This window comes from Synechococcus sp. PCC 7335 (assembly GCF_000155595.1).
Taxonomy (GTDB): domain Bacteria; phylum Cyanobacteriota; class Cyanobacteriia; order Phormidesmidales; family Phormidesmidaceae; genus Phormidesmis.
Window position 1 is genome coordinate 207,924 of the sequence record NZ_DS989904.1, and the last position, 23,829, is coordinate 231,752.

Below are 23,829 nucleotides of genomic sequence, written 5' to 3' on the forward strand. Positions count from 1 at the left end.
GTGAATAACTTCTTAGGATATTTCTGAGAAATGGCTGACATAAAAACAGAAGATAATGTTAAGACTAAAGTCAGAAGCAGAAGCTGTTGTTTAAATCACATTTTTTCAAGATAACAGCGCCCTGAATACACAGTTCTTGGAATACAATTGCTTGATATACAGTTCTCGAATGACGAATTGAGCAGCTTCTGAAGAAAAGTACTGTGTGGCCAGGATTATTGAATATACAAAAGTTTTTAACGATTGTTAATTAGGCAGGTGTTTTATGGTTGCAACTCCTCTAAGACCCTTAGTTCAAACTCAGGCAACAACTTCACAGCAAGCATGGGATGGGTTTGCCGCAGGCGCCTGGTGCGAGCAAATTGCTGTGCGCGATTTCATCCAGCTAAATTATCGTCCGTATGAGGGCGATCGCACATTTCTTGCAGAAGCTACCCCCCGGACTCAGCAGCTCTGGGCACAGGTGTCGGTGCTGATGAAGCAAGAACGCGAGCAAGGTATTTTAGATACCGATACCGCAGTGCCTACAGGTATCACGGCACATGAAGCAGGCTTCGTCGATGCAGGTTTAGAAGAGATTGTCGGACTGCAAACAGACAAGCCCTTGAAGCGAGCCATCATGCCCTTAGGTGGCATTCGCGTGGTGGAAAAGTCGCTGGAAGCCTATGGCTATGAGATTGATCCTGCTCTCCACGAGATTTTCACCAAATACCGCAAAACGCACAACGACGGCGTGTTTGATGCCTACACGCCTGAGATGCGTGCTGCGCGGCACGTTGGGATTATCACTGGCTTGCCCGATGCCTATGGTCGAGGTCGAATCATTGGTGATTATCGGCGCGTTGCCCTCTATGGTATTGACCGACTAGTGGCCGACAAGCAGGCAGCGCTAGCTGCAACCAACGCGGCCACCATGTCTGAAGCGGTGATCCGCGATCGCGAAGAAATCAACGAACAAATTCGTGCTCTTAAAGAGCTGCAGGCGATGGCTGCCAAGTACGGCCAAGACATTAGCCGGCCGGCCACAAACGCCAAAGAAGCGATCCAGTGGACATATTTTGGCTATCTCGGCGCGATTAAAGAACAAAACGGCGCGGCAATGTCGTTTGGTCGCACTTCCACCTTCCTCGATATCTATATCGAGCGCGACTTGGCCAATGGCATCCTCACAGAATCAGCCGCGCAAGAGCTGATCGATGATCTGGTGATTAAGCTACGCATGGTGAGATTCCTACGTGCCCCAGCTTATAACGAACTCTTCTCGGGAGATCCGGTATGGGTAACCGAATCCATTGGTGGGGTTGGTGAAGATGGCAGACCACTGGTAAGCAAGTCCAGCTTCCGATTCTTGCAAACCCTCTACAACCTAGGGCCAGCACCTGAGCCGAACCTGACAGTACTATGGTCGGAGCAAATGCCCAAAGCTTTCAAACAGTTCTGCGCTCAAGTCTCGATTGACACTAGCTCCATTCAGTACGAAAACGACGATCTGATGCGCCCGCTATATGGCGACGACTATGGCATTGCCTGCTGCGTGTCGGCCATGCGTATTGGTAAGCAAATGCAGTTCTTTGGCGCTAGGGTGAATCTTGCCAAGGCACTGCTGTATGCGATTAATGGCGGCAAGGACGAAAAAGCTGGCCAACAGGTCGCGCCAGTCACTGAGCCGATTACCACAGACACTCTCGACTATGACGAGGTAATGGCGAAGTTTGATCCTACCCTTGACTGGCTGGCCAACCTGTATGTGAACACGCTCAACGTAATTCACTTCATGCACGACAAATACTGCTATGAGCGGCTAGAAATGGCGCTGCACGATCCAGAAGTGTTCCGCACAATGGCTTGCGGTATTGCTGGACTTTCTGTAGTGGGCGATGCGCTCTCGGCCATCAAGCACAGCAGCGTGAAAGTGTTGCGTAATGAAGACGGATTAGCCGTCGATTACGAGATTGAAGGCGACTATCCGAAGTTTGGCAACAACGATAATCGCGTTGATAGCATTACTGCCGATGTGGTTACTCGCTTTATGAACAAGATTCGTAAGTGCCAAACCTATCGAAACGCTACGCCCACTCAGTCGATTTTGACCATTACGTCTAACGTCGTTTATGGCAAGAAAACGGGCAATACGCCCGACGGTCGCAAAGCGGGTGAGCCCTTTGGACCAGGCGCGAATCCTATGCATGGGCGGGATACGAAGGGTGCGATCGCCGCCTGCGAATCTGTTGCCAAACTCCCTTATGAAGACGCCCAAGATGGTATCTCTTTTACTTTCTCAATCGTGCCCCAGGCGTTAGGCAAACAAAGCGAAGACCAGGTGAACAACCTAGTTGGCCTACTAGACGGCTACTTCCACAACACTGGCCACCACATCAACATCAACGTGCTCAATCGAGACACTTTGCTAGATGCAATGGATCACCCAGAGGAATATCCGCAGCTCACTATTCGAGTTTCTGGCTACGCAGTAAACTTTATTAAGCTCACCCGCGAACAGCAGCTCGATGTGATCAGCCGGACGTTCCATGAACGGTTCTAATCAAGACTCTCATTCGGATTCTCACTCAGACTCCCGTTTGGATGGTCAAAGCGGTCGAATTCATTCCGTCGAAACCTGTGGCACCGTAGATGGGCCGGGTATTCGGTTTGTGATTTTCACTCAAGGCTGTCGTCTGCGATGCCAGTATTGTCACAACCCAGATACCCGTGACCCTCACGGCGGAAAAGCAGTGACAGTGGAGGCGTTAATTCAAGAGATCAAACAGTATCGTACCTATATGCACTCTTCTGGGGGCGGAGTGACGGTTTCAGGCGGAGAGCCGCTGCTACAGCCTGAGTTTGTTAGAGAAATCTTTCAGCAATGTCAAGCCGAGGGAATTCATACCGCGTTAGATACTTCCGGGTATCCTGATTTTGAGCGATCAAAGCCTGTTCTAGACTATACCGATCTTGTTCTGCTAGATATTAAGTCTTCTGATCCGAAAACATATCACCAAGTGACGCAAGTAGCCCTTGAGCCGACATTACGCTTTGCGAAGCATCTGAGTGAGATTCATAAACCTATGTGGATTCGCTTTGTGCTAGTGCCTGGGTTAACCGACGCACCGGCGAATGTGGCAGGCGTCGCACAGTTTGCTAGTAGCCTCAGTTCCGTTGAAAGAGTAGATATTTTACCCTTTCATCAGATGGCCGCCTACAAGTGGGAAATGATGGGTTACAAGTATCTGCTGAAGGACACGCCTACGCCCACCGCCGAGCAGATTCAGCAGGCCATCGATATATTTGCTCAGCATGGCTTGAGCGCGCAATAACGGCGATCGCCTCGTCTACGTGATTAGGAATATCAGGCACAAGTACGATTCTCTTAAAGAGTTCTATATTCCTCTATATTCCCCAGTGGCTAGGTGAGGAATAAGGGTAAGAGAAAGCGATAGAGTTTGATCTAGTTTAGGCATTAGGCTTTCTTGATAAAGGGCACTAGATGCATCATATAATCTCGTTTCCCGATATCTACACCTGCCATACGAAGAATGTCATAGGCCGTAACCAAGTGGAAATAGAAGTTTGGTACGAGAAACTCATTGATGTAAGCGTTACCTGGTAGCTCAATATAGGCTCCTTGTCCTAACTCAATGCGGGCAAGCTCATCTAGCTGTGCATCTTCAACTCTGATACCTGAAAGCAACGCTTGGGTGTTTGTGATATGTTCATATGCCTGCACGCAGGAGGGAACATCTGGATTTAGATTATCCATTGGCTTACCTTCACACCACAGCGCAAAGTTACGCGGCTGATTGCAGGTAAAGGCAATCTGCGTACCAAAAGGGAGCATATCTGCCGTAATTCGCTTTTGAAGAAACGATTCATCCCCAAAATGAGTCTGAGCCACCTGTAAGAGATGTTTAAGCGTTGTCAGACGGCTGTCGAAGATAGTTTTAGTTGACTCTATGATCTTCCTACTCTGCATTCTATAGATCCCCCAAGACTTAGCTGATGTCACTTTACAACCGGACAGCGTAGTTGCTTCTATCAATGCAGCCAGATAATGCATCAAACGCTTACGACTATACTGTTGCTATCAAAAGTAGGTTGTGGAGCTTTCTTGAGCTATCGCATGCTATCTTGCTCAACTAAGAAACCCTATAGACAGCGAAACAAAGTGTTCCCAAACCTATATCCTCCATCGAGGAGATCCCAGCAGAACTGCTTACTGGCTTCTATAGCAATGTGCGGATGCATACTCTGCGAGAAGGCAAAGCCTACGTGCATTGCGAGTCACTTAGCCGGTTGAAACACAAGGGTTATAGCCAATGACTATGCCGTAAGCTAAGTGACCAAAGCTATAAGTAGAGACTTCATCATGGCACAAGAGATATTTGACGTTGTTATGCCTCTTTTCAAAGTCAGGTGGAATACCTGTGTAGTGCTAGAGGGACTAACGCATCACTATTCTCCTCGAACCATCCACGTCATTACCCCCGCAAAGGAGGTAGAAATCCTAGCAGAAACAGCTAAAGATAGAGCCATTGCTCCTCTAGAAATCCATGCGGAGGAAGACTTTTTTCAACCGTTGGGGTTAACTAAGGAATCCATCTGCGGGGAGCTTGATCTAGGAAAATCGCTCTATACTCCCGGTTGGTTTTACCAGCAGCTGCTCAAGTTAGGAGCGTTTGAGGGAATTGCTGGCTTAAGTGAGTGGTATCTTGTTTGGGATAGCGATCTGCTGCCAGTAGCTACCTGGCCTATCTTGACCACAGCCGCAGGCAGATTAAAGCATACCTTTGCCCTGCTTCAGCACAACGGCTGGGGCAATGCCAGCATTGTCTCTAAATGGAAAACTTGGATTAATGAAGTACTAGGCGTCCCGGCTGTGACGGATCCGGTGGCCACCTTTACCGCTCACCATATGTGGTTTAAGCAGGAGCATCTAAAGTCTTTTGGCCAGCGCATCAATCAGTATTTTGATGCTAAAGATCATTGGCTCTGCCTGATGATGCGATCGGCTAATCAGTTTGGCACTTTTGGCGAATACTGGTGCTATTCCTCTTGGGTCGCTAATCAGGCTTCTGAGGATCTGTCCTTTCATCCTTATGAGCTGTACGGCGCTACCACGGAACGCTTTTTTGATGATGGGACGGGACTCTTTTTCACTGCTCTGCGAGATTATCTGATAGAGCAAGCCAGACCCATCGACGATGATCTGTTTCCCTCGTATCGCGAAGTCGATGATTTTATTCGGGTGGCTTATGGTGCTGATGCGCTGCCTTCTTCATTATCTTTTGAAAGCAGTCCTCGCCACCTGAAGAAAAATGAGAAGACGATGCACATTGAAGAATCGCGATCACGATGGAATCCACGCAGAGTAGAACCATCCTCCATCACCTAAACGATACGAGCAAGGACGTGAGTTCGATGCTAGAAGATGGCAGCGGGCAACGCGTCTAAGTCTTTTGGAGCCAAGGTTTCGGTAGAGAATTTGAATAACTCAAACGCCTGGTTTGAGCGCATTGATGCCCGCCCTGCGAGCCAAAAAGCGCTCACTACTCCCAAGCCTTTTCCGGCATTCTTTGGCAGAGGTAACGAAGCAATCTCGTAAGCTGAAGATGCTGCTCGTTTTTGGCTGCTCGTTTTTGAAAGAGGAAACTGCTATTGCTTCCGCCCGGTTAGTCAGGACAATCAATTCTTGAGCGAACAGCGATAGATTGTGATTGTATGAGCTACTTTTAATCTAATTTGGCAAGGATTGTGCTTAAGATGATGCATCCAATTTGAAAATTTCATTCAAGTTTGTTGCCGTTATCTGAAATCTATGTCAACACCTTCTGTCTCTAGCGCCAAGCGTGAATCTCGTTTTCGATTTGATCGCCAGCTGTGGCAACGCTTTATTACCATTGCCCAGCCCTATTTTTTCCCAATTAGTCACCGCCTTACAAGGGTGTATTTGGGCTTATTGCTGCTGCTGCTAGTCGCCGTCGTTGCCGTCGCCTTTTGGCTGACAGTGGGGCTTACTTTTGCCGGGAGAGCCATATTTCCCGCTTTTTTCTCTAATGTAGCTGGGCAGCTGGTTGAGCGTGTGAATGGGCTGCTAGCATCTTGGGCGCCCTATGGAGCGATCGCCGCTCTAGCTATCGTGGGTCTCGTTGTTTACAGGCTGCGAAGGCTGCTTAGAGAACGAGCGATTCAATGGGCCATGCTGGGGTTACTGCTGTTACTTTCCTTCACTGTAAATGGCATCAACGTCTCGATTAGCTATGTCTTTCGGTTTGTTGATACCGCGCTGAATCAGCGAGAGACCGATACCTTTTGGCAATTTTTGTTTGTCTACGCCGGGATTATCATCGGTGCCATTCCGCTATTGGTGCTCTACCGCTACGTCAGACTTAAACTGGCGCTGCGGTGGCGCAAATGGTTGACCGAGCACTTTTTAGAGCGTTACTTTGCAAATCGTTCTTATTATGAGCTGGACTCCAACTCTGCAAATACAGAAATTGACAATCCCGACCAGCGGATTACTCAAGACATCAAATCTTTTACAGAAGTGACGCTGTCGTTTTTGCTCGATATTTTAGATTCTGTATTGACGCTCATTTCATTTACCGCCATCCTTTACACCATTTCTAAAACGCTGACCGTTGGACTCCTTATTTATGCAACGGTTGGTACGCTGGTGGCTGCGATCGCCGGACGAAAGCTGATCAAAATCAACTATGATCAGCTCCGGTTGGAGGCCGATTTTCGCTACGGTATGGTGCATGTGAGAGACAATGCCGAATCGATTGCCTTTTATCGCGGTGAAGGGCCAGAGCGTCAACAGGTTAGTCAGCGTTTACTCACCGCCATTCGTAATTTTGATTTGTTGATTATTTGGCGATCGCTGATTGATCTGTTCCAGTATGGCTATAACTACTTCACCCGCATTGTTCCTTACGTGATTGTTGCGCCGCTATACTTTGCAGGCGATACCGATTTTGGCACCTTTACGCAGGCTTCAATCGCGTTCTCACAGGTTCTAAGCGCGCTATCACTCATTACGAACCGCATTGAACAAATTGCTGAATTCGCCGCCAGCATTAACCGACTCGGGGATTTTTATGAGCGCATGGATGATCCAGCCTTGCCCCAAAAGCGTAAGCATCAACATGAGATCAAGACAGAAGTGTCACCTCAGTTTTCATTAAATGAGCTGACTATTCTCACGCCTAATTCAGAACAAACGCTGGTGAAGGATTTATCTTTACAGATTGAGCCTCGTGATCGCCTGCTAATTGTAGGGGCAAGTGGTTGCGGTAAAAGTTCCTTGCTAAGAGCGATCGCGGGCCTATGGACCAATGGCAAAGGCCAGATTACACGGCCTGAGGCTAAAGAGATGTTGTTTTTGCCCCAGCGCCCTTACATGCTGCTAGGAACCCTGCGAGAGCAGCTCATATATCCCTACAATTACAAACATTCCGATAAAACGTTGGCCAATACCTTGAACCAGGTGAACCTGAGCGATTTACCTAAGCGCTTTGGCGGCTGGGATACCATCTATGACTGGTCTAGCGTCTTGTCTTTGGGGCAACAACAGCGACTAGCGTTCGCGCGGATACTGCTATCGCAGCCTGCCTACGCCATGATGGACGAGGCGACTAGCGCCCTGGATATCGATAATGAGCGATATCTCTACGACTTGCTAGCAGAAATGCAGTCTGTCTATGTAAGCGTCGGTCACCGGCCCTCACTTCTGGACTACCACCATAAGGTACTAGAACTAGATTCCAATTCAGCCTGGAAAATATACTCGGCAGCTGGCTATCGTCAAAAGGCAACATCGGTGTCTAATAGCGCTTAAAAATAATGAAAGCACGCTAATTTCCCTCCCATGTGACACGTTGGCAGCGCCTTCGTCTCGACTCAAGGTGGCGTCAATAATCCATTGAGAAATGTGAATGCCCAAAAACAAGGGCGTAGCGCGAGCATGCACTAAGGCCGAACCTTCAAATGCAATCCGGTAGGAAAAGCGTGAGAAAAGCATGACATAAGTCAAAAGAGTACTTTTTCCTGTTTACTATGACGTGTTATGAGATAAAGCGTGTTCTCTTAAACAGTCCCTCACTAACATAGAAAGAGGAAAAGTCCCATGTTTTGTGAACAATGCGAACAAACCGCCAGTGGCGATGGCTGTCATCAGTTCGGAGCCTGTGGTAAAAGCCCGGAAGTAAATTCCATTCATGATTTACTGATTCACTGTCTGCGAAGTCTCGCCCCTGTAGCCCTACAAGCCAAAGCGATGGGCATAGATACGCACGAGGCAGATGTGTTTACCTGTGAAGCGATGTTTGCCACTATGACAAACGTAAACTTCAGTCCGAGCAGTCTAAAGACTTATGTAGAAAGCGCGATCGCGCACAGAGAACTCCTCAAAGAAACGATACAGACGCAGTCTCCAGAATCCATCCTTTTGCCCATCATTGTAGACTTCGTGCCCGATTTAGACGGCAATCTCAGTGAGCAAGGTGAAAAGATTGCGCTGAAGTTTATCAGTCAGGTAGGCAAAGACGCGGTCGATATTTTCTCGCTGAAGCTCACTACCTTATACGGACTTAAAGGCGCAGCTTCCTATGCTTTCCACGCTTACGAAGTCGGCCAAGAAGATGAAGCCATCTATCATTTTGTTCATCGAGCGCTTGATGCCCTCCGTGATCAAAGCATGAGCGTAGAAGATTGGGTCGCTTTAACTCTTGAAGTCGGGGCGATAAACTTCCGCGCAATGGAACTCCTAGATACTGGACATACCACTAGCTTTGGTCATCCGGTACCGACCAAAGTGTCGCTAGCGCCTGTTCCGGGTAAAGCCATTTTGGTTTCTGGTCATGACATTCGGCAGCTAGAAGCTATTTTGAAACAGTCCGCAGACAAAGGAATTACCGTTTACACCCACGGTGAACTGCTGCCTGCCCACGGCTATCCGAAGCTTAAGCAAACCTACCCTCATCTGTATGGGCACTATGGCACTGCATGGCAAAACCAAACTAAGGAATTTGCGAAGTTTCCAGGTGCGGTAGTGATTACGACAAACTGCCTGATGCCACCACACGAAAACTACAACGACAAACTGTTTAGCATAGGGCCGGTGAGCTATCCGTATCTCACCCATCTACCCCCTGCCGAGCAGGGCATTCCAGATTTCACACCCGTGATTAACAAGGCACTCTCGCTGCCTGGTTTTAGTGAGGATGTTGCTGCCGCCACGCCGCCAAAGTCAGTAACTGTCGGCTTTGCCCACAACGCGGTGCTCAGCGTCGCCGATACGGTGATTGACGCGGTAAAGCAAGGACACATTCGCCACTTCTTTCTGGTGGGTGGCTGTGATGGGGCTAAGCCAGGACGCACTTACTACACAGAGTTTGTAGAACAAGTGCCTGATGATTGTATTGTCCTAACGCTGGCCTGTGGTAAGTTCCGTTTCTTTGATCAAGATTTGGGTGAGATTGGCGGATTGCCTCGGTTAATGGATGTGGGGCAATGCAACGATGCTTACTCTGCCATTCAAATTGCGATCGCCCTTGCCGATGCTTTTGAAATGGATGTGAACGAATTGCCGCTGTCGATGATTCTCTCTTGGTATGAGCAAAAAGCAGTGGCAGTTCTGCTCACCTTGCTGCACTTGGGCATTAAAGATATCCGCTTGGGCCCAACTGTTCCAGCCTTTCTCTCGCCCAATGTTCTTCAGCTACTATCCGATACCTATCAGCTCAAAGCCATCACCGTCCCTGAACAGGATTTAGCCGCTTGTTTAGCAGATTAACTGAGGTAGCAGTGACAGTTTGGCTTTTCAATCAGGGACGCTGCTAGTCGATTAAGTGCGATGGCGGCTAACAATCCACCGCCCAAGGCACCTTCTGTTGTGAGATAAATGTTGTGAGATAAGGCACTTCCAGTTGTTTCAGTCGTCTCTTGGCCGTCGGGGCATGGTCAAGACCAAAACGTTTAGCATGAGCGCACAAATTGCGTAGTTAACTACGCGTAGTTAGCCAGGGTCAGTGAGTATGAATATCTGGGCTTCAATGCCGTTGCAAAAACAGATTCGAGGCTGGATTATCCATTACCCAGTGGCGATCGCAGCACTGTTTTGTGCTCTACTCACGCTTTCCGGCTGGCTGGCTTTAACTCACAACTGGTTGGGGAGCGGCGTCGGTATCTTGTTTGCCGCCTATGTGATTGGGGGCTATGACAGCACCCGTGAGGGCCTAAACACGCTGTGGACTGAGCATGAGCTAGATGTCGATCTATTAATGATAGTGGCGGCGCTGGGTGCAGCGGTGCTGGGCCTGTGGCAACAACAGTATTATCTGCTGGTCGACGGGGCGGTCTTGATTTTGATCTTTGCGATCAGCGGTGCCCTCGAAGATATTGCCATGCAGCGCACAGAGCGGAATATTCATGGGTTGATGCAGTTGACACCAGAAACGGCTAGACGCATACAGACCAACCAAACACAGGGCGAGCAAATACAAATCGTCGGGGTGCAAAAGCTGCGGATAGGTGATCGGATTTTGGTCAAACCGGGAGATCTAGTTCCTGCAGATGGCCTGCTGCAATCAGGCAAAAGCAGCCTCAATCAGGCTTCGATTACAGGAGAGTCTGTGCCAATAGATAAAACAATAGGTGATGAGGTGTTTGCAGGGACACTTAACGGCAGCGGTGCCATTGTTTTAAAACTGCACAAGTTGCCTGAAAACAATCTCATTCAGCGGGTTATTCGATTGGTAGAAACCGCTAAGACAACCCGGCCCCCTTCTCAGCAGTTTTTAGAGCGTTTTGAGCGTGGCTATGCCAGAGTCATTGTTTTCATAACGCTGCTACTGCTACTGCTGCCCCCTTTGTTATTGAACTGGGGATGGGAAAATACAATTTATCGGGCGCTGGTGTTTTTAGTAGTGGCCTCGCCCTGCGCTGTTATGGCTGCAATTATGCCCACTTTGCTTTCTGGAATTGCACAGGGTGCAAGGCAGGGGATCTTGTTTAAAGATGGCGCTCAGCTAGAAATGATGGGAAAGGTCAATGCGATCGCTGCTGATAAAACAGGCACGCTCACAATCGGAAAACTTCAAGTGTGCGACATTATTCCGGCGAGTGGCAGCACAGTCGCAGAGCTTCTCCAAACAGCGGCTTCCCTAGAAGCGTACTCCGAGCACCCGATTGCTCAAGCTATTGTAAGTGAGGCGCAGCATCAATCTCTCCCACTATTGCCTGTGGCAAATGTGCAAGCCAGAGCTGGCTTAGGGATTACCGGTACGCTAGAGGGAGCCATACTCAGAATTGGTAAGCAGCCCTTCGTCCAGGAAAATTTAATAACTTCAAACTCAACAACTTCAAACTTGACGACTTCAACAGAAAACACCCTGGTTCAGGTTGGTCAACAAACCGAATCTGAGGGCAAAACCGTCATTTGGATTAGCCGACAAGATCGGGTGATGGGACTGTTGATTGTCGCCGATCAAATTCGCCCAGAAGCGCCTGCGTTAATCAGGGCGCTGAAGCGCCTTGGCATTAAAACGACGATCATGCTAACAGGTGATAATGCTGCAACCGCTCAAAGCATTGCCCAAGTAGCAGGGATAGATCAGGTCTATTCAAATTTGTTACCTGAAGACAAAGTAGAGATTATTCGTACATTACAACAGCAACATCATACGGTGGCAATGATTGGGGATGGTATTAATGATGCCCCAGCGTTAGCCCAAGCATCAGTGGGCATTGCCATGGGCGGCACTGGCTCAGATATAGCCTTAGAGACGGCTGATGTAGTGCTGATGGCAGATCGAATAGAGAAACTAACCCAAGCAATTCAACTGGGAGTAAAGTCACAGCAAATTATTAAACAAAATCTGACGCTAGCAATGGTTTCGATTGTGTTTTTAATGGTGGCGAATTTCTTGGGCAGGCTGACCCTACCAGCGGGTGTATTAGGCCATGAGGGCTCTACCCTTTTGGTCACCTTAAACGGCATGAGATTGCTGAGAAATAAATAGAACTTCATAGCGAATTCACTATCTCAGTGAATTTATCGCTTCTTACTTTTCTTCTAGTTAGGGACTAGGTTTGAATGGATTATTAAGAAAAAACAAAACTAAAATTAAATCCGTGATGCAGGCAATTGAAATAAGTTCTCAGACTATTATGGCTTGAGTGCGTGCCACAGTGGCGGCGATTGGATCATACGTCATCTTATCAAATCCTCTTCGACTGGCTATTAGGAAAATCTTCTAGTATTGATTTAATCGCTCTTAAACAAGTCTTTATGGTTCGATTTAATGGCCTAAAATAGTGATTAAGCAAATATTTAATCGAACGGTGGTTCAATTGAGCGGTAGTTTAATCGAGCGGTAGGGAGAGCAATCATCATGAGACATCTACGAGAGGGTGCTGGCTTAAGAGCGCGAGTCGAAGAGATGACAGGTTTGCGAGCAGAGCATGTTGTGATGATGGGTGCGGCGACGGTTGTGTTGACGCCAGTTGTCTTGCCTTTGATGCGCCCTGTCCTAAAGGCCACCATTAAAACTGGCGTAATGGCTTTTGAGAGAACTAAGCATGCGATCGCCGAAACCGGTGAGATTCTGGCAGATATTGCGGCAGAGGCAAAGGCAGAGGCTCAACTAGAATCCTTGCTAGCCCCAGAACAGTTAGGAACAAACTCCGTATCTGCAGCAGTCGTAGACAGTGAAGAGGCTAGCTAGGGAAAGGTTAGGAGCCAGCGAATAGCGAGTTGATCATTCGGAGGGTTGGATCATGACGTTTATAAATAGTGATTCCCAAGGCCTAGTATCCGGTCAGCTAATATCCACTAAGACGACAGCTCAGTTGGGTAAGTTACTGGATGAATATAATGAGGTGGCCGTCATTTTACCGGTACTGGCAGGTTTGTTGGTAACCAATCGGCTGCAATTGCGAGGAGCCAATGCACTAATAGCTAACTTAGTGATCGCGGCAATCTCTCGCCAAATTATTCATCAGCTAACGCAAGAGGCTGCCGTGATATCGGCTGGGGCGAACGGTGTGAGCGCAGTGGAGAAACCTAGCCCACTTGCAACTGAACCTGTCTATCAGGTAGATGAAGATTACAAAATTATGCATTCTGTAGCCGGGCGCATTCGGCTGCAGGTGAGACAGTTGCAGGCGGATCGCAATTTTGCCAAGCGCTTGGAAAGACTGCTGTTAGAAGATCCGATTGTGTCTGGCGTGCGGATTAATCGGGCGGCAGCTTCTATTGTGATTCAATATACGGCAGGTGAATTGTCAGAAGCTGAACTAGGTCTGCGTTTATTGCAAATTTTAGACGAGGCTGCTGCACCAGCGGTAACGACGACGGCAGCAGCAACTGCTTAAAAGCGACGGCTCGAAATCTACTGTTTAGAATACGTTATGAGCGATCAACCCGCGCAGCTTGTTCAAACGGGTGTCTTAGTAGGCCAACCCCGTGAACTTTTTGCCTGGCGAGTAGTCCATTCATTGCCTGGTCGAGTGAGATTGCGCGTACCTGCACTCCTAATCGCTACAGCTTGGCAGCATAAAGTAAAAACGACATTGAATAAGACGGTGGGCGTCCGTTCGGTACGAATTAACCAGGCCGCCTGTTCAATGACCATTCAATATGATCCTGAGATTGAATCTGCCCTCAAATTGCTACTACTCAAGCTAGAAGAGCGTTGTGGCTGCCAGTGTGATGAGAGCTTAGTGCAGTTTGCCTCTCTTCATTCTTCTTCAGCACGTTCCTCAAAGAAGACGCTACCACCGATATCTCTTAAGGGGCAGACTCCTAAAAGCCAGACTCCTAAAAGTCAGACTTCTGAAGCTCACGCTGATCAAACTTGGGCCGGGCTGAAGTTACCTGTGCTGGCTGCTGGACTGGCGGTTCTAAGTCGCTACAGCTGGCCATTGGAACTCAGATCGGGATTACGATCACTCTCGGCATTAGCACTGCTGGGGGCTGTTTTGCCGGTAGGCCAGCGCGCTTTTCGGAGTCTATCGGTCCATCGAAAATTCAACATTGACTGTTTGGATTTGCTTGCCCTTAGTCTTAGCGCCTGGCAGGGCAAGTTGCTCACACCTGCTTTGGTGCTGACCCTACATGAGCTAGGAGATACCATTCGAGAGCAAACCGCGCGCACAACAGCGGTGCAATCTTCTAGCTTAGAAGATACGATTGGTCATTTTGCTTGGGTAAAGCTAGAGGCCGACGCGCCACCGCAGCAAATTCCGAGCGATCAAGTACAAATTGGGCAAACCGTCGTGGTTTATCCAGGAGAACAAATTCCAGTCGATGGTTCGGTACTGGTGGGTAAGGCCATTATTGACCAGCAAAGTCTCACCGGAGAGGCGATGCCAATTGCAGGTCGTAGTGGCACGCAGGTGTATGCTTCTACCTTAGTGCGATCAGGTCAAATTCAGATTCGGGCCGAACGGGTGGGTCGCAATACTCGAGCAGCAGTGGGCTTGGAACTATTGCGGCAAGCGCCTGTTTACGATACCCGGATGGCGAACTACGCTGAGCAAGTGGCTGATCGTCTGATTGTGCCGTCATTGTTGCTAGCCGGTGTGGTGCTGCTGACAACGGGTGATACGGCTCGAACAGCGGCGATTTTGACCCTAGACTTTGTCACTGGCATTCGCGTTTCTATTCCAATGGCTTTCTTGGGGGCGTTGAATCATACCACTCGGCATGGTGTGCTGATTCGAAGTGGTCGCACGTTGGAGAAGATAGCAGAGGTCGATACGATTGTCTTTGACAAAACTGGAACACTGACCCAGGGCCAAATTACGGTTGTTGATATTCAGCCTTTCAATGATGAAGCGGCCAGTGAGCACCATCGTCAGTCGCTCAATGCAGCCGAAATTTTGCAGGTAGCGGCTTCTGCTGAACAGCGAATCAATCATCCTGTAGCGGCTGCGATCGCTCAGTACGCGCAGGCTCAAAATCTGCCAATGCTCTCGCGGGAGCACTGGTCTTATGAAGTAGGATTGGGCATTAAAGCACAAATCGAAGGTCGTAGCGTTTTGGTGGGCAGCGAGCGATTCCTACGCCAGTATGGAGTTGACTGGGCCGCTGATTGGACGGCGAATGTAATCACGCCAGAGACAGCAGTTGATTCTTTGATTTACGTTGCCTGTGAGGGACAGTTTTGGGGCACCATTCGCTATAGTGACCCGCTTCGATCAGAAAGTACGGAGCTGATCAAACGACTGCACAAAGAGTACGGCATCAAGGTCTATCTGCTGACAGGAGACAATCCTCAACGGGCAATGCAAGTGGCTAATACGCTGGGGATTTCACAGCCACAAGTCTATGCCGAGGCTTTTCCAGAACAAAAGGCCCAGATCATTCAAGAATTGCATCGGGCGGGGCGTACCGTGGCCTTTGTCGGCGATGGACTAAATGATTCTATTGCTTTGGCCTACGCCGATGTCTCGGTTTCTTTCGCCAGAGGGGCTGAGGTTGCCCGAGAAACGGCTGATGTAGTGCTGATGGAAAACAATTTGCTGGACTTTTTAGAAATCATTGCGATCTCTAGGCAAACTCAACACCTAATTGAGCAGAATATTGGTCTGGTGGTGCTCCCTAACCTAATAGCGTTGGGTATCGCAACAACGCAAGGACTGCGGCCACTTATTGCAACTGGCATTCATAATGGATCAGCGATCGCAGCTGGGCTAAATAGCCTTCGTCCTTTGTTGCAACATCGGCTAAATCCAAAGCGGATGGCAAGTTAAGCCAGCTCTATATAAGAAAAATAGAGAAAAAGCATATCTATAATTGCGCTAGTCTAATCAGAGCCGTGGTACTAATATGGTAGTTGGGAATCAAAGCCATTAGTTAATTTTCAGCTTAGCCCGATATTATCTTGCAGCACGAGCGAGGCAAATCCATGTCCCTCATTCATCTAGATAAGTCTGTTTTGCGTTTCCATATTCTTGAGCTTATGGAAGATGGTCACGCTGGCAATCAGCTAGCGTTGCTCGGGCTTAGCGCGGTATTACTAGGACCGAAGTTGCTGCCTACGCTGGCGAGAGCTTCTCGTCCTGTTGCCAAGCAACTAGTGAAAAGCGGTCATTCTTATCGCCCTCGAATGACACTAACAGAATGGATAAAGCAATCGCAGGGAAATAACTTAGACGCGGGCCGATGATTCTTCGTGATGAATGAGTTTAGCAGTGTTGACTAGCTGAATTTGCGCTGGTCGAGCCCAGGGCTTGCCTTCAAAATAGTCAGTCAGGTCATACTTACACTCCATACTTACATTGGGAAATACTGCCAACCATTAGCCTTGGTAAGGCTAGCAAAAGAGATACAAGAGACAAAAGGGTGCGCGCAACTTTTTGGCCCTTTCTCTATTTTTCCGTTGTTTGTATTTTCCCTTGCTTTCTACAACGTAATAATCAGATGAATCTACCAATATCAACCATTGATAATGGCTATTGATACTATTCAAAATACCTAGTGAAGAACCTTCTTTGTTTGAAAAGATTTAACAATATCCTATTCACTATTGATAGTCAGCACTGACAGATTTGTCTCACTTTTTGTTAAGCAATAGGGAACAAGGCAGAAGAGTCGCTGTAGAAAGGTAGAAGTAATGTAGAGTCATTCTTAATAAGCCATAACAAATTTAGCTACAGGTTGAAAGGAGATCGCTGTGGGTCCAATGACAACCAGCCAACACAGCCAGCCAGCACAGTAATCGCTATGCCTGATGATTAACAATGGTATCTATTGTCATTAGTCACTGAGAATAACGGGTAAATAGTAGATGGACGAAGCAGAATATGATAGGCGCATTGACGCTTTAGAGCGCTTTCCCGATCAGGATGATGGCTATTTAGCCGCTCGTTCTTCGATTGTTTGTTCTTTAGCAATGACTTCAGTGGGTGACATTGTTCAAGTCGTCTCACTACGGGGCGACTCACAAACCAACCGTCGCCTGATTGATATGGGCATTTCGGTGAACGTTCAAGGCACCATTATTAGCCGAGCAGAGGGTGGATTGGTGGTATTCGCTCGAGATGGCTGTCGGCTGGGCCTTGGTGCCACGATGGCACAGAAGATTTTTGTCAAGGTTCTTAACAGCCCTAGTCTCAATAAATCTTCTGCTAATGAATCTGCTTTTGGCAAATCTACTTTTGGCCAAATTCCTAGGAGTCTAGAACCCTCTATGAATCAAACAACATCTGCGGAGCGAGATACTCAACCGCTTGAGGCTAAACCTTCTAGTAAACCCCTTAGTGAGCTGAGCGTAGGTGACTCGGGCAGCGTGGTGGGCTACGAAAAAGGCAGCCGGGCCTATCGCAAAAAACTGTTGGCTATGGGCCTTACACCTGGCACTGCTTTCACCATCACTCATCAAGCACCGATGGGCGATCCGATTGAACTACAAGTGCGTGGCTTTAAGCTGAGTCTGCGAAAGGGAGAGGCGGCCACGTTGCAGGTCGTGTCTAACTCATCTACCCATTCGGCTTCAGCAACAGCACTTGCTGATGAAGTGACGAATCTTGAACCTACTAGCGTCCCTCTCAACCATAAGGAGAACCGCGATGAGTAATGATATTAGAAGTAACGATATTAGAAATGGAACAATTGCCCTAGTAGGTAATCCTAACTGCGGGAAAACTACTCTTTTTAATGCGCTAACCGGAGCAAATCAGCGGGTTGGTAACTGGCCAGGGGTGACGGTAGAGCGCAAAGAAGGCCGCTATCAATATGGCAACACAACCGTGACCGTTGTGGATTTGCCAGGGGTTTATTCCTTAGATGCAGATGAGCACGAAGGTGGATTGGATGAGGCGATCGCCTGTAAGTATCTCATGTCGAACCAGGCTCAGGTCATTGTCAACATTGTGGATGCGGCCAATCTGGAGCGCAATCTCTATCTCACCAGCCAAATACTAGACATGGAGCGCCCGCTGATTGTGGCACTCAACATGATGGATGTGGCCAAAGAACACAATGTCTGCATCGACACTGAGCAGCTAGCGGCTCGGTTAGGCTGCCCTGTGATCCCGCTGGTGGCCTCTCGTGGCTGGGGCGTGGATCTATTACAGCGTAACCTAGACGAGTTTTTGGTTGCACCTCAGCTCGCCTGCGCGCAAGTTACGTATCCAGCGGTCATTGAAGAAGCGCTAAGCGCTCTAGCCCCTAGCCGCTGGGCATCGCTCCATCTGTTGGAATATGGTGAGCGTGCACTGACTGGCTCATTCGTCTGTCCTTCTATTACACCTTCTATGGCAGAGTGTCAAACGCTGCAACAACCCTTGATTCAGCAGCGCGATCGCATCCACCAAACCCTAGGGGAAGATGTTGACATTACCCTAGCCGATAGCCGCTATCGCTATGCTCATCAGCTCGCGCAGTCGGTTGCCAGTCGTCCCCAGGAAATTAGCTTTAGCACCTCCGATAAAATCGATCGGATTGTCTTAAATCGCTGGTTAGGCATTCCTATCTTCTTAGGTGTGATGTATCTGCTGTTCATGTTTTCTATCAACGTGGGCAGCGCTTTTATCGATTTCTTTGATATCTTTTTTGGCACTATCTTTGTAGATGGCTTGGGCACTCTGCTCGCGGCTATAAACGCCCCTGAGTGGATACAAGTTCTCCTCGCCGATGGATTCGGTAGCGGCATCCAGACGGTGGCCACCTTTATTCCGGTGATTGGCTGTTTGTTCTTGTTCATGGCCTTTCTAGAAGACAGTGGCTATATGGCCCGCGCCGCCTTTGTGATGGATCGCTTTATGCGGTTTGTGGGTTTGCCCGGAAAATCTTTTGTGCCTATGATGGTGGGCTTTGGCTGTAATGTGCCAGCGATTATGGCGACTCGCACCTTAGAGAGTCGGCGAGAGCGTATTCTCACAATTTTGATGAATCCTTTCATGTCTTGCGGCGCGCGCCTTCCAGTGTATGCCCTATTTGCCGCTGCCTTTTTCCCCGCAACGGGCCAAAATATTGTGTTTGCGCTCTATCTCATCGGTATGGGTATGGCGGTTTTAACTGGGCTGATCATGAAGCACACCTTACTTCAGGGCAAGGCGGTCCCTTTTGTGATGGAGCTACCCACCTATCACCTGCCAACACTCAAAGGCGTTTTGATTCGGACGTGGGAGCGACTAAAAAGCTTCATTCTCAGAGCAGGCCGTGTGATTGTGCTGATGGTGATGGTCTTGAGTTTGTTGAATGCCATCGGCACCGATGGATCTTTTGGACACGAGAACAGAGACAGTTCTGTTTTGAGTGCGGCCAGTAGAAACCTTACTCCAGCTTTTGCGCCAATGGGATTGCGACAGGAGAACTGGCCCGCGACGGTAGGACTCTTTACGGGCGTTTTTGCGAAAGAAGCGGTAGTGGGAACGTTGGATTCTCTCTATACGCAGCTAGGGGAGAGTGAGGCGATCGCAGCGGGCGTAGAGATTGAAGAGACTGCTTTTAGCTTTTTTGGCAATCTAGGTGAAGCCTTTGCCACGATCCCAGCCAATTTGGCAGAACTCTCTGGCACTGTTTTAGATCCGTTGGGCCTTTCGGTTGGTGATGTCAGCAGTCCAGAAGTGGCAGCCTCTGAGCAAGAAGTAGCCTTCACTACCTTTGGCCAGATGGCACGGCGGTTTGACGGACAGGCGGGTGCGTTTGCCTATCTGTTGTTTGTGCTAATGTACTTTCCCTGTGTGGCCGCAATGGGCGCGGTGTATCGAGAAACGAATGCCGGCTGGACGGTTTTTGTAGGTTTGTGGACAACGGGGCTCGCATATTGGAGCGCGGTCTGCTACTACCAAATTGCCACTATTGGTCGGCATCCGATGGGTTCACTGATGTGGATAGCCGGTCTGACAGGAATTCTAGTCACCGCTTTTGTCGTTATGCGCGTTTGGCCTTCTCGCACCTTCTCGCAGGGTCTCCAAAACCCATCGGTCCGCTAGCAGCCCCATACAATAGCAACAAAAGGCAATTCAAACGATGCTCATCGATGTCCAAAACTACATAGCTACCCACGGAACGGTTTCTGTTATAGATCTCTCTTATCGCTTTCATACAGATGCGAGTACTCTTAAACCGATGCTTAGCAAGCTTAGCCGTAAGGGTCGCATTCAGGCCGTACCCATAGCGACAAAATGTAAAGGCTGCACTGTCTGTGATTCGCTTCAACTAGAATGTTACCGGTGGCTCGAAGCATCAAAGTAGATGCTAGCGAGACTGCCGTGGTTGAATACACGTATAGCTAGCGTCGGCTGCGTGCTCAAAGCGTAGGCTAAACCCACGCTACCTATCTACTTAGCTTTGTATGTATCAATGGTTTTACCGACTAGAGGTGTACAGAGCTAGGTACCGCAGCTATATTTGACCTATGTTCTCTAATGTCTAGGAGTAAGCGCTATGTTGTCTGAACCGATGATCAATCGGCTAAACGAGCAGATCAATCTAGAAATGTTATCGTCTCATCTTTATTTACAGATGAGTTCTTGGTGCGCTTATAAGGCATTGGACGGGTGCGCAGCTTTACTCAGACAGCATGCGGATGAAGAAATGGGGCACATGCGTCGCCTGATCGATTATCTACAAGAAACGGGCGGACTAGCGCTAGTCGGCGGTATGCAGGCGCCACCCAAAGAGTTCAACTCCCTACAAGAGATGTTTGAAAAGGTCTACGCCCACGAACAATTCATTACAAGCAAGATCAATGATCTCGTGCATCTTGCTAACATAGAACCCGACTATGCCACGCTACAATTTCTGCAGTGGTATGTTGCAGAACAGCATCAGGAAGAGTTCTTTTTCAAAAGTATTCTAGATAAGATCACCCTGATTGGCACAGAAGATCGAGGTCTCTTTTGGATCGATCGTGAAATTGCTGCGCTAGCGGCGTCTGGGAGTAAGGAAGTAACTGCGATCGAGTCCACACCTCAAATCTAGCGACCTCCCAAATCTAGGAACCCCAAACTGAAGAGTCGAGTCCTCATTCACTTTCAGCTAGCTGTCATCTTCAGTTAGTAAAAGTAGCCGTAGCGGATCTAAGCGGACTTGCCAGGGAAAGGGCTGATCTTTTAGCCAGCGCCACTTTTCTTTGAACACTTCTGCTTGCAAATGGTAGTCTTGTTCTCCCTTAGAAGGATGATGCAGCTTCAGGTAGAGCGTCATCCGGTGGGGGGTTTCACTGGTGGCAGCTAGCCAACAGTCAAAGGTGTTTGGGAAGCTGTTTGGCAAAGACGAGGACTCCGATTCTCTTAAGAACGTAATTTGATGGGCGCGGATGCCCACTTGAGTCAGATTAGCGGCAACAGGCTCAACGGTTTCAAGCCGGCACTGCCAGCGCCGAGCTTCGATGGTTTTCTCGTTGATGGCAACAGCGGGAGAGAAGTTTTTGCAGCCAGTGAGCTGGGCAACTCGAACCGTTCGAGGCTGTTCAAAAATGTCATGCTTAGGACTATGAGCGATCAGGTTGCCCTGGTTGAGGATTAATAGCTGGTGGCAAATTCGATAGGCTTCTTCTAGATTATGAGTCACTAACAAGGTGATGCCGTGATAGCGCCGTAGACGAAGGCTGAGCTGCTGTTCGATTTGGCTACGTAGATGGGTATCTAGCGCAGAGAAGGGTTCGTCTAGTAGCAGCGCTTCGGGCTCATTGGCTAAAGCTCTAGCAAGGGCGACGCGCTGTTGTTGCCCGCCAGAAAGCTCGTGAGGGTAGCGTTGAGCTAGAGATTCTAGCTGAACGGCGGCGAGCTGTTGGCCAACGGCAGCTCTGATCTGAGTGGGGGATAGCTTTTGTGGTAGACCAAAGGCGACGTTTTGAGCGATGGTGAGATGGGGAAAGAGCGCGTAGTTTTGGAAGAGAATGCCAACTTTGCGATCGCAGCTTGGTAGATTTATCCCTTGCTTAGAATCAAATAGCACCCGACCATTCAGCACAATTCGACCCGAATCCGGTGTCTCAATTCCAGCAATGCATCGCAAGATCAGGCTTTTCCCCGCCCCAGATGCGCCCAAAAAACCCAATGGCTCTTGCTCGTTAGCCACGAAGTTAACAGTGAGCTTGTAGCTGGATAAGTGCTTGCAGATATTGACTTCTAAATGGGGCTGGGAGTGCGGCGTCGGAGATATAGCGGTGATTTGTCCTTCGCTGCTCGGTGCTTGTTCAATCGGTGCTTGTTCAAGTCGACGCGAAGATTGGTTGAGTCTTTGGTTAAATCGCCGATCGAATAACTGCTCAAATAGTTTCTTAAAGAAACTATGCTGGTATAGCCGACGGTTGGCCGAGCTATTGACCACCAAAATTCCACCTAATGATATTCCTAGAACCAGCGCTGACCAAAAGGCGGCTTCACGAAAGTTCCCGCTCTCCACGGCAAAATAAATCGCCATCGGCAGCGTTTGGGTGCGGCCCGGAATGTTGCCAGCTAGCATAAGCGTAGCGCCGAATTCTCCTAACGCCCGGGCAAATGCTAGGGTGAGACCTGCGAGCAGTCCGGGAAGAGAGAGCGGCAGCGTAATCCGAAAGAAAACGGTCTGTTCTGAAGCGCCAAGGGTGCTGGCGGCTTGCTGTAGGCGGCTATCGATCTGCTCAAAGGCGCTCAGCGTGGTTTTGTACATCAAGGGGAAGGCAACCACTGTTGCGGTCAGCACCGCCGCGTACCAGGTAAAAACAATATTGATACCGGTGTAAGACAATAGAGTGCCAAGTGGCCCATTTCTACCCAATAGCAGCAGCAGCAGAAAGCCCAATACCGTCGGTGGCAGCACCATCGGCGCGAGGAAAAGACCTTCTAAGAGCGATCGCCATCTTCCCCGATACCGCTGCATGAAGTGAGCCGCCACGATGCCTAATATTCCAGTGATCAGTGTGGCGATCGCTGCAATTCGCAAAGATATCCACAGCGGAGAGAAATCAATCATCTTTGAAGGTTAAAGCCTATCGAAGCCAAATTCTACAAACGTCGACTGGATCTGTTCACTCAGCAGAAAGTCAATAAAAGTTTGAGCGGCTTCAGGCTCGGCAGTGTCTTCTACCGCTGCGACCGGATAGACAATCGGTGAGTGGCTGTCTTTTGGCACAGTACTGAGCACTTTCACTTTCTCAGAAAGCGCCGCATCGGTAGCGTAGACGATCCCTAGCTCGGCGTTACCGCTTTCGACAGCGCCAAGCACATTTCGTACGGTATTTCCAAAGACAAACTTAGACTGTAACGGTTCTAACAACTGGAAATTCTTTAGGGCCTGTTGTGCATACTGTCCAGCCGGTACACTGCGAAATTCTCCTACCGCCAAGCGATTGACCAGAGGGTCGATTTTGTCACTATCTAGTTGAGATATCTCAGTGATAGCTAGCTGAGAGTCAACAGGTGCAATCAGCACCAGACTGTTGGCCAGTACATCCTGGCGAGAGGATGAGTCAATCAGACTTTTTGCTGCTAACTTATCCATTTTCTCCGTGGCCGCTGAAAAGAAAACATCAGCAGGCGCACCTTGTGCAATTTGCTGTTGAAGTGCGCCAGAAGAGCCAAAGTTGTACTCAATAGCGATGTTGGGATATGCCTGGCTAAACTGCGGGATGATCGCGTCTAGCGCATCTTGTAGGCTAGCTGCTGCTGAAACTGTAATTGTTGTAACGCTTGGGTGAGCAGTAGACGAGACATTTGAGGTAGTGGCCAAGGGCAGCCCCGTACAGGCACTCAATATGAAGGAGGCGATCAGTCCGACTAAAAAGGGTGGAACAAATTGGCGACGCTTCATAGTTTTGTGGGTGTACGGGAACTGTATTAGACCAAAAAACATTAGACAAAAAACGTGATCGCATTCTGTTTAAACAGATGGCT

General features: G+C 48.8%; 18 protein-coding genes. 15 read left to right on the forward strand and 3 right to left on the reverse strand.

Going from position 1 to position 23,829, the window contains the following annotated elements; genetic code table 11:
* Positions 1-265: 265 nt before the first annotated feature.
* Together pflB and pflA are read left to right on the forward strand one after the other, a co-directional pair.
* Positions 266-2,542 carry a formate C-acetyltransferase gene (gene pflB, locus S7335_RS00870; RefSeq protein WP_006454728.1) on the forward strand — a complete coding sequence of 759 codons (2,277 nt, stop codon included), beginning with the start codon at positions 266-268 and terminating at the stop codon, positions 2,540-2,542.
* Complete coding sequence (gene pflA, locus S7335_RS00875) at positions 2,529-3,314, forward strand: pyruvate formate-lyase-activating protein (RefSeq protein ID WP_006457354.1); 786 nt, start codon at positions 2,529-2,531, stop codon at positions 3,312-3,314. The genes pflB and pflA overlap by 14 nt, the downstream gene beginning before the upstream one ends.
* 143 nt (positions 3,315-3,457) lie before the next feature.
* Here pflA and S7335_RS00880 read toward each other — a convergent pair whose 3' ends face one another.
* Positions 3,458-3,970: a DUF1993 domain-containing protein gene (locus tag S7335_RS00880; RefSeq protein WP_006457046.1), complete on the reverse strand. Its 513-nt coding sequence runs from the start codon at positions 3,968-3,970 to the stop codon at positions 3,458-3,460.
* 393 nt (positions 3,971-4,363) lie between these two features.
* On the opposite strand from S7335_RS00880, the gene S7335_RS00885 reads away from it, so the two are divergent.
* The 13 genes from S7335_RS00885 to ftnA all read left to right on the forward strand — a co-directional run bounded on the left by S7335_RS00885 (position 4,364) and on the right by ftnA (position 20,932).
* Complete coding sequence (locus tag S7335_RS00885) at positions 4,364-5,389, forward strand: DUF6492 family protein (RefSeq protein WP_006457600.1); 1,026 nt, start codon at positions 4,364-4,366, stop codon at positions 5,387-5,389.
* A 36-nt stretch (positions 5,390-5,425) separates the two neighbouring features.
* A complete protein-coding gene (locus tag S7335_RS27590; RefSeq protein ID WP_006456128.1) occupies positions 5,426-5,599 on the forward strand; it encodes a hypothetical protein in 174 nt (57 codons plus the stop codon).
* A 213-nt stretch (positions 5,600-5,812) separates the two neighbouring features.
* Complete coding sequence (locus S7335_RS00890) at positions 5,813-7,834, forward strand: ABC transporter ATP-binding protein/permease (RefSeq protein WP_006455856.1); 2,022 nt, start codon at positions 5,813-5,815, stop codon at positions 7,832-7,834.
* 288 nt (positions 7,835-8,122) lie between these two features.
* The gene (hcp, locus tag S7335_RS00895; protein WP_006457636.1) at positions 8,123-9,790 is read left to right on the forward strand and encodes a hydroxylamine reductase; all 1,668 of its coding nucleotides are present in this window, start codon (positions 8,123-8,125) and stop codon (positions 9,788-9,790) included.
* Positions 9,791-10,031: 241 nt separating this feature from the next.
* A complete protein-coding gene (locus tag S7335_RS00900) occupies positions 10,032-12,017 on the forward strand; it encodes a heavy metal translocating P-type ATPase (RefSeq protein ID WP_227499923.1) in 1,986 nt (661 codons plus the stop codon).
* A 372-nt stretch (positions 12,018-12,389) separates the two neighbouring features.
* Entirely contained in the window at positions 12,390-12,722 is a 333-nt protein-coding gene (locus S7335_RS00905) for a DUF5132 domain-containing protein (RefSeq protein WP_006454875.1), read from the forward strand.
* Between the two features lie 52 nt (positions 12,723-12,774).
* On the forward strand, positions 12,775-13,371 hold the full coding sequence (locus S7335_RS00910; RefSeq protein ID WP_038015351.1) for an HMA2 domain-containing protein: 597 nt from the start codon (positions 12,775-12,777) through the stop codon (positions 13,369-13,371).
* 36 nt (positions 13,372-13,407) lie between these two features.
* Entirely contained in the window at positions 13,408-15,753 is a 2,346-nt protein-coding gene (locus S7335_RS00915; protein ID WP_006456803.1) for a heavy metal translocating P-type ATPase, read from the forward strand.
* Positions 15,754-15,908: 155 nt separating this feature from the next.
* Positions 15,909-16,169 (forward strand): hypothetical protein, encoded by a 261-nt coding sequence (locus tag S7335_RS00920; RefSeq protein ID WP_050765752.1) that lies wholly within the window; start codon positions 15,909-15,911, stop codon positions 16,167-16,169.
* Positions 16,170-16,790: 621 nt separating this feature from the next.
* Positions 16,791-17,579 carry a FeoA family protein gene (locus tag S7335_RS26530; RefSeq protein ID WP_006454662.1) on the forward strand — a complete coding sequence of 263 codons (789 nt, stop codon included), beginning with the start codon at positions 16,791-16,793 and terminating at the stop codon, positions 17,577-17,579.
* Positions 17,572-19,941 (forward strand): Fe(2+) transporter permease subunit FeoB, encoded by a 2,370-nt coding sequence (feoB, locus tag S7335_RS00930; RefSeq protein ID WP_006454021.1) that lies wholly within the window; start codon positions 17,572-17,574, stop codon positions 19,939-19,941. The genes S7335_RS26530 and feoB overlap by 8 nt, the downstream gene beginning before the upstream one ends.
* 37 nt (positions 19,942-19,978) lie before the next feature.
* Complete coding sequence (locus tag S7335_RS29405; RefSeq protein WP_071776895.1) at positions 19,979-20,203, forward strand: FeoC-like transcriptional regulator; 225 nt, start codon at positions 19,979-19,981, stop codon at positions 20,201-20,203.
* A gap of 192 nt (positions 20,204-20,395) precedes the next feature.
* A complete protein-coding gene (gene ftnA, locus S7335_RS00935; protein ID WP_006456613.1) occupies positions 20,396-20,932 on the forward strand; it encodes a non-heme ferritin in 537 nt (178 codons plus the stop codon).
* Positions 20,933-20,989: 57 nt separating this feature from the next.
* On the opposite strand, the gene modB is transcribed toward ftnA, so the two are convergent.
* A complete protein-coding gene (gene modB, locus S7335_RS00940; RefSeq protein ID WP_006457380.1) occupies positions 20,990-22,909 on the reverse strand; it encodes a molybdate ABC transporter permease subunit in 1,920 nt (639 codons plus the stop codon).
* A 9-nt stretch (positions 22,910-22,918) separates the two neighbouring features.
* Complete coding sequence (gene modA / locus S7335_RS00945) at positions 22,919-23,746, reverse strand: molybdate ABC transporter substrate-binding protein (RefSeq protein WP_006455624.1); 828 nt, start codon at positions 23,744-23,746, stop codon at positions 22,919-22,921.
* Positions 23,747-23,829: the final 83 nt, after the last annotated feature.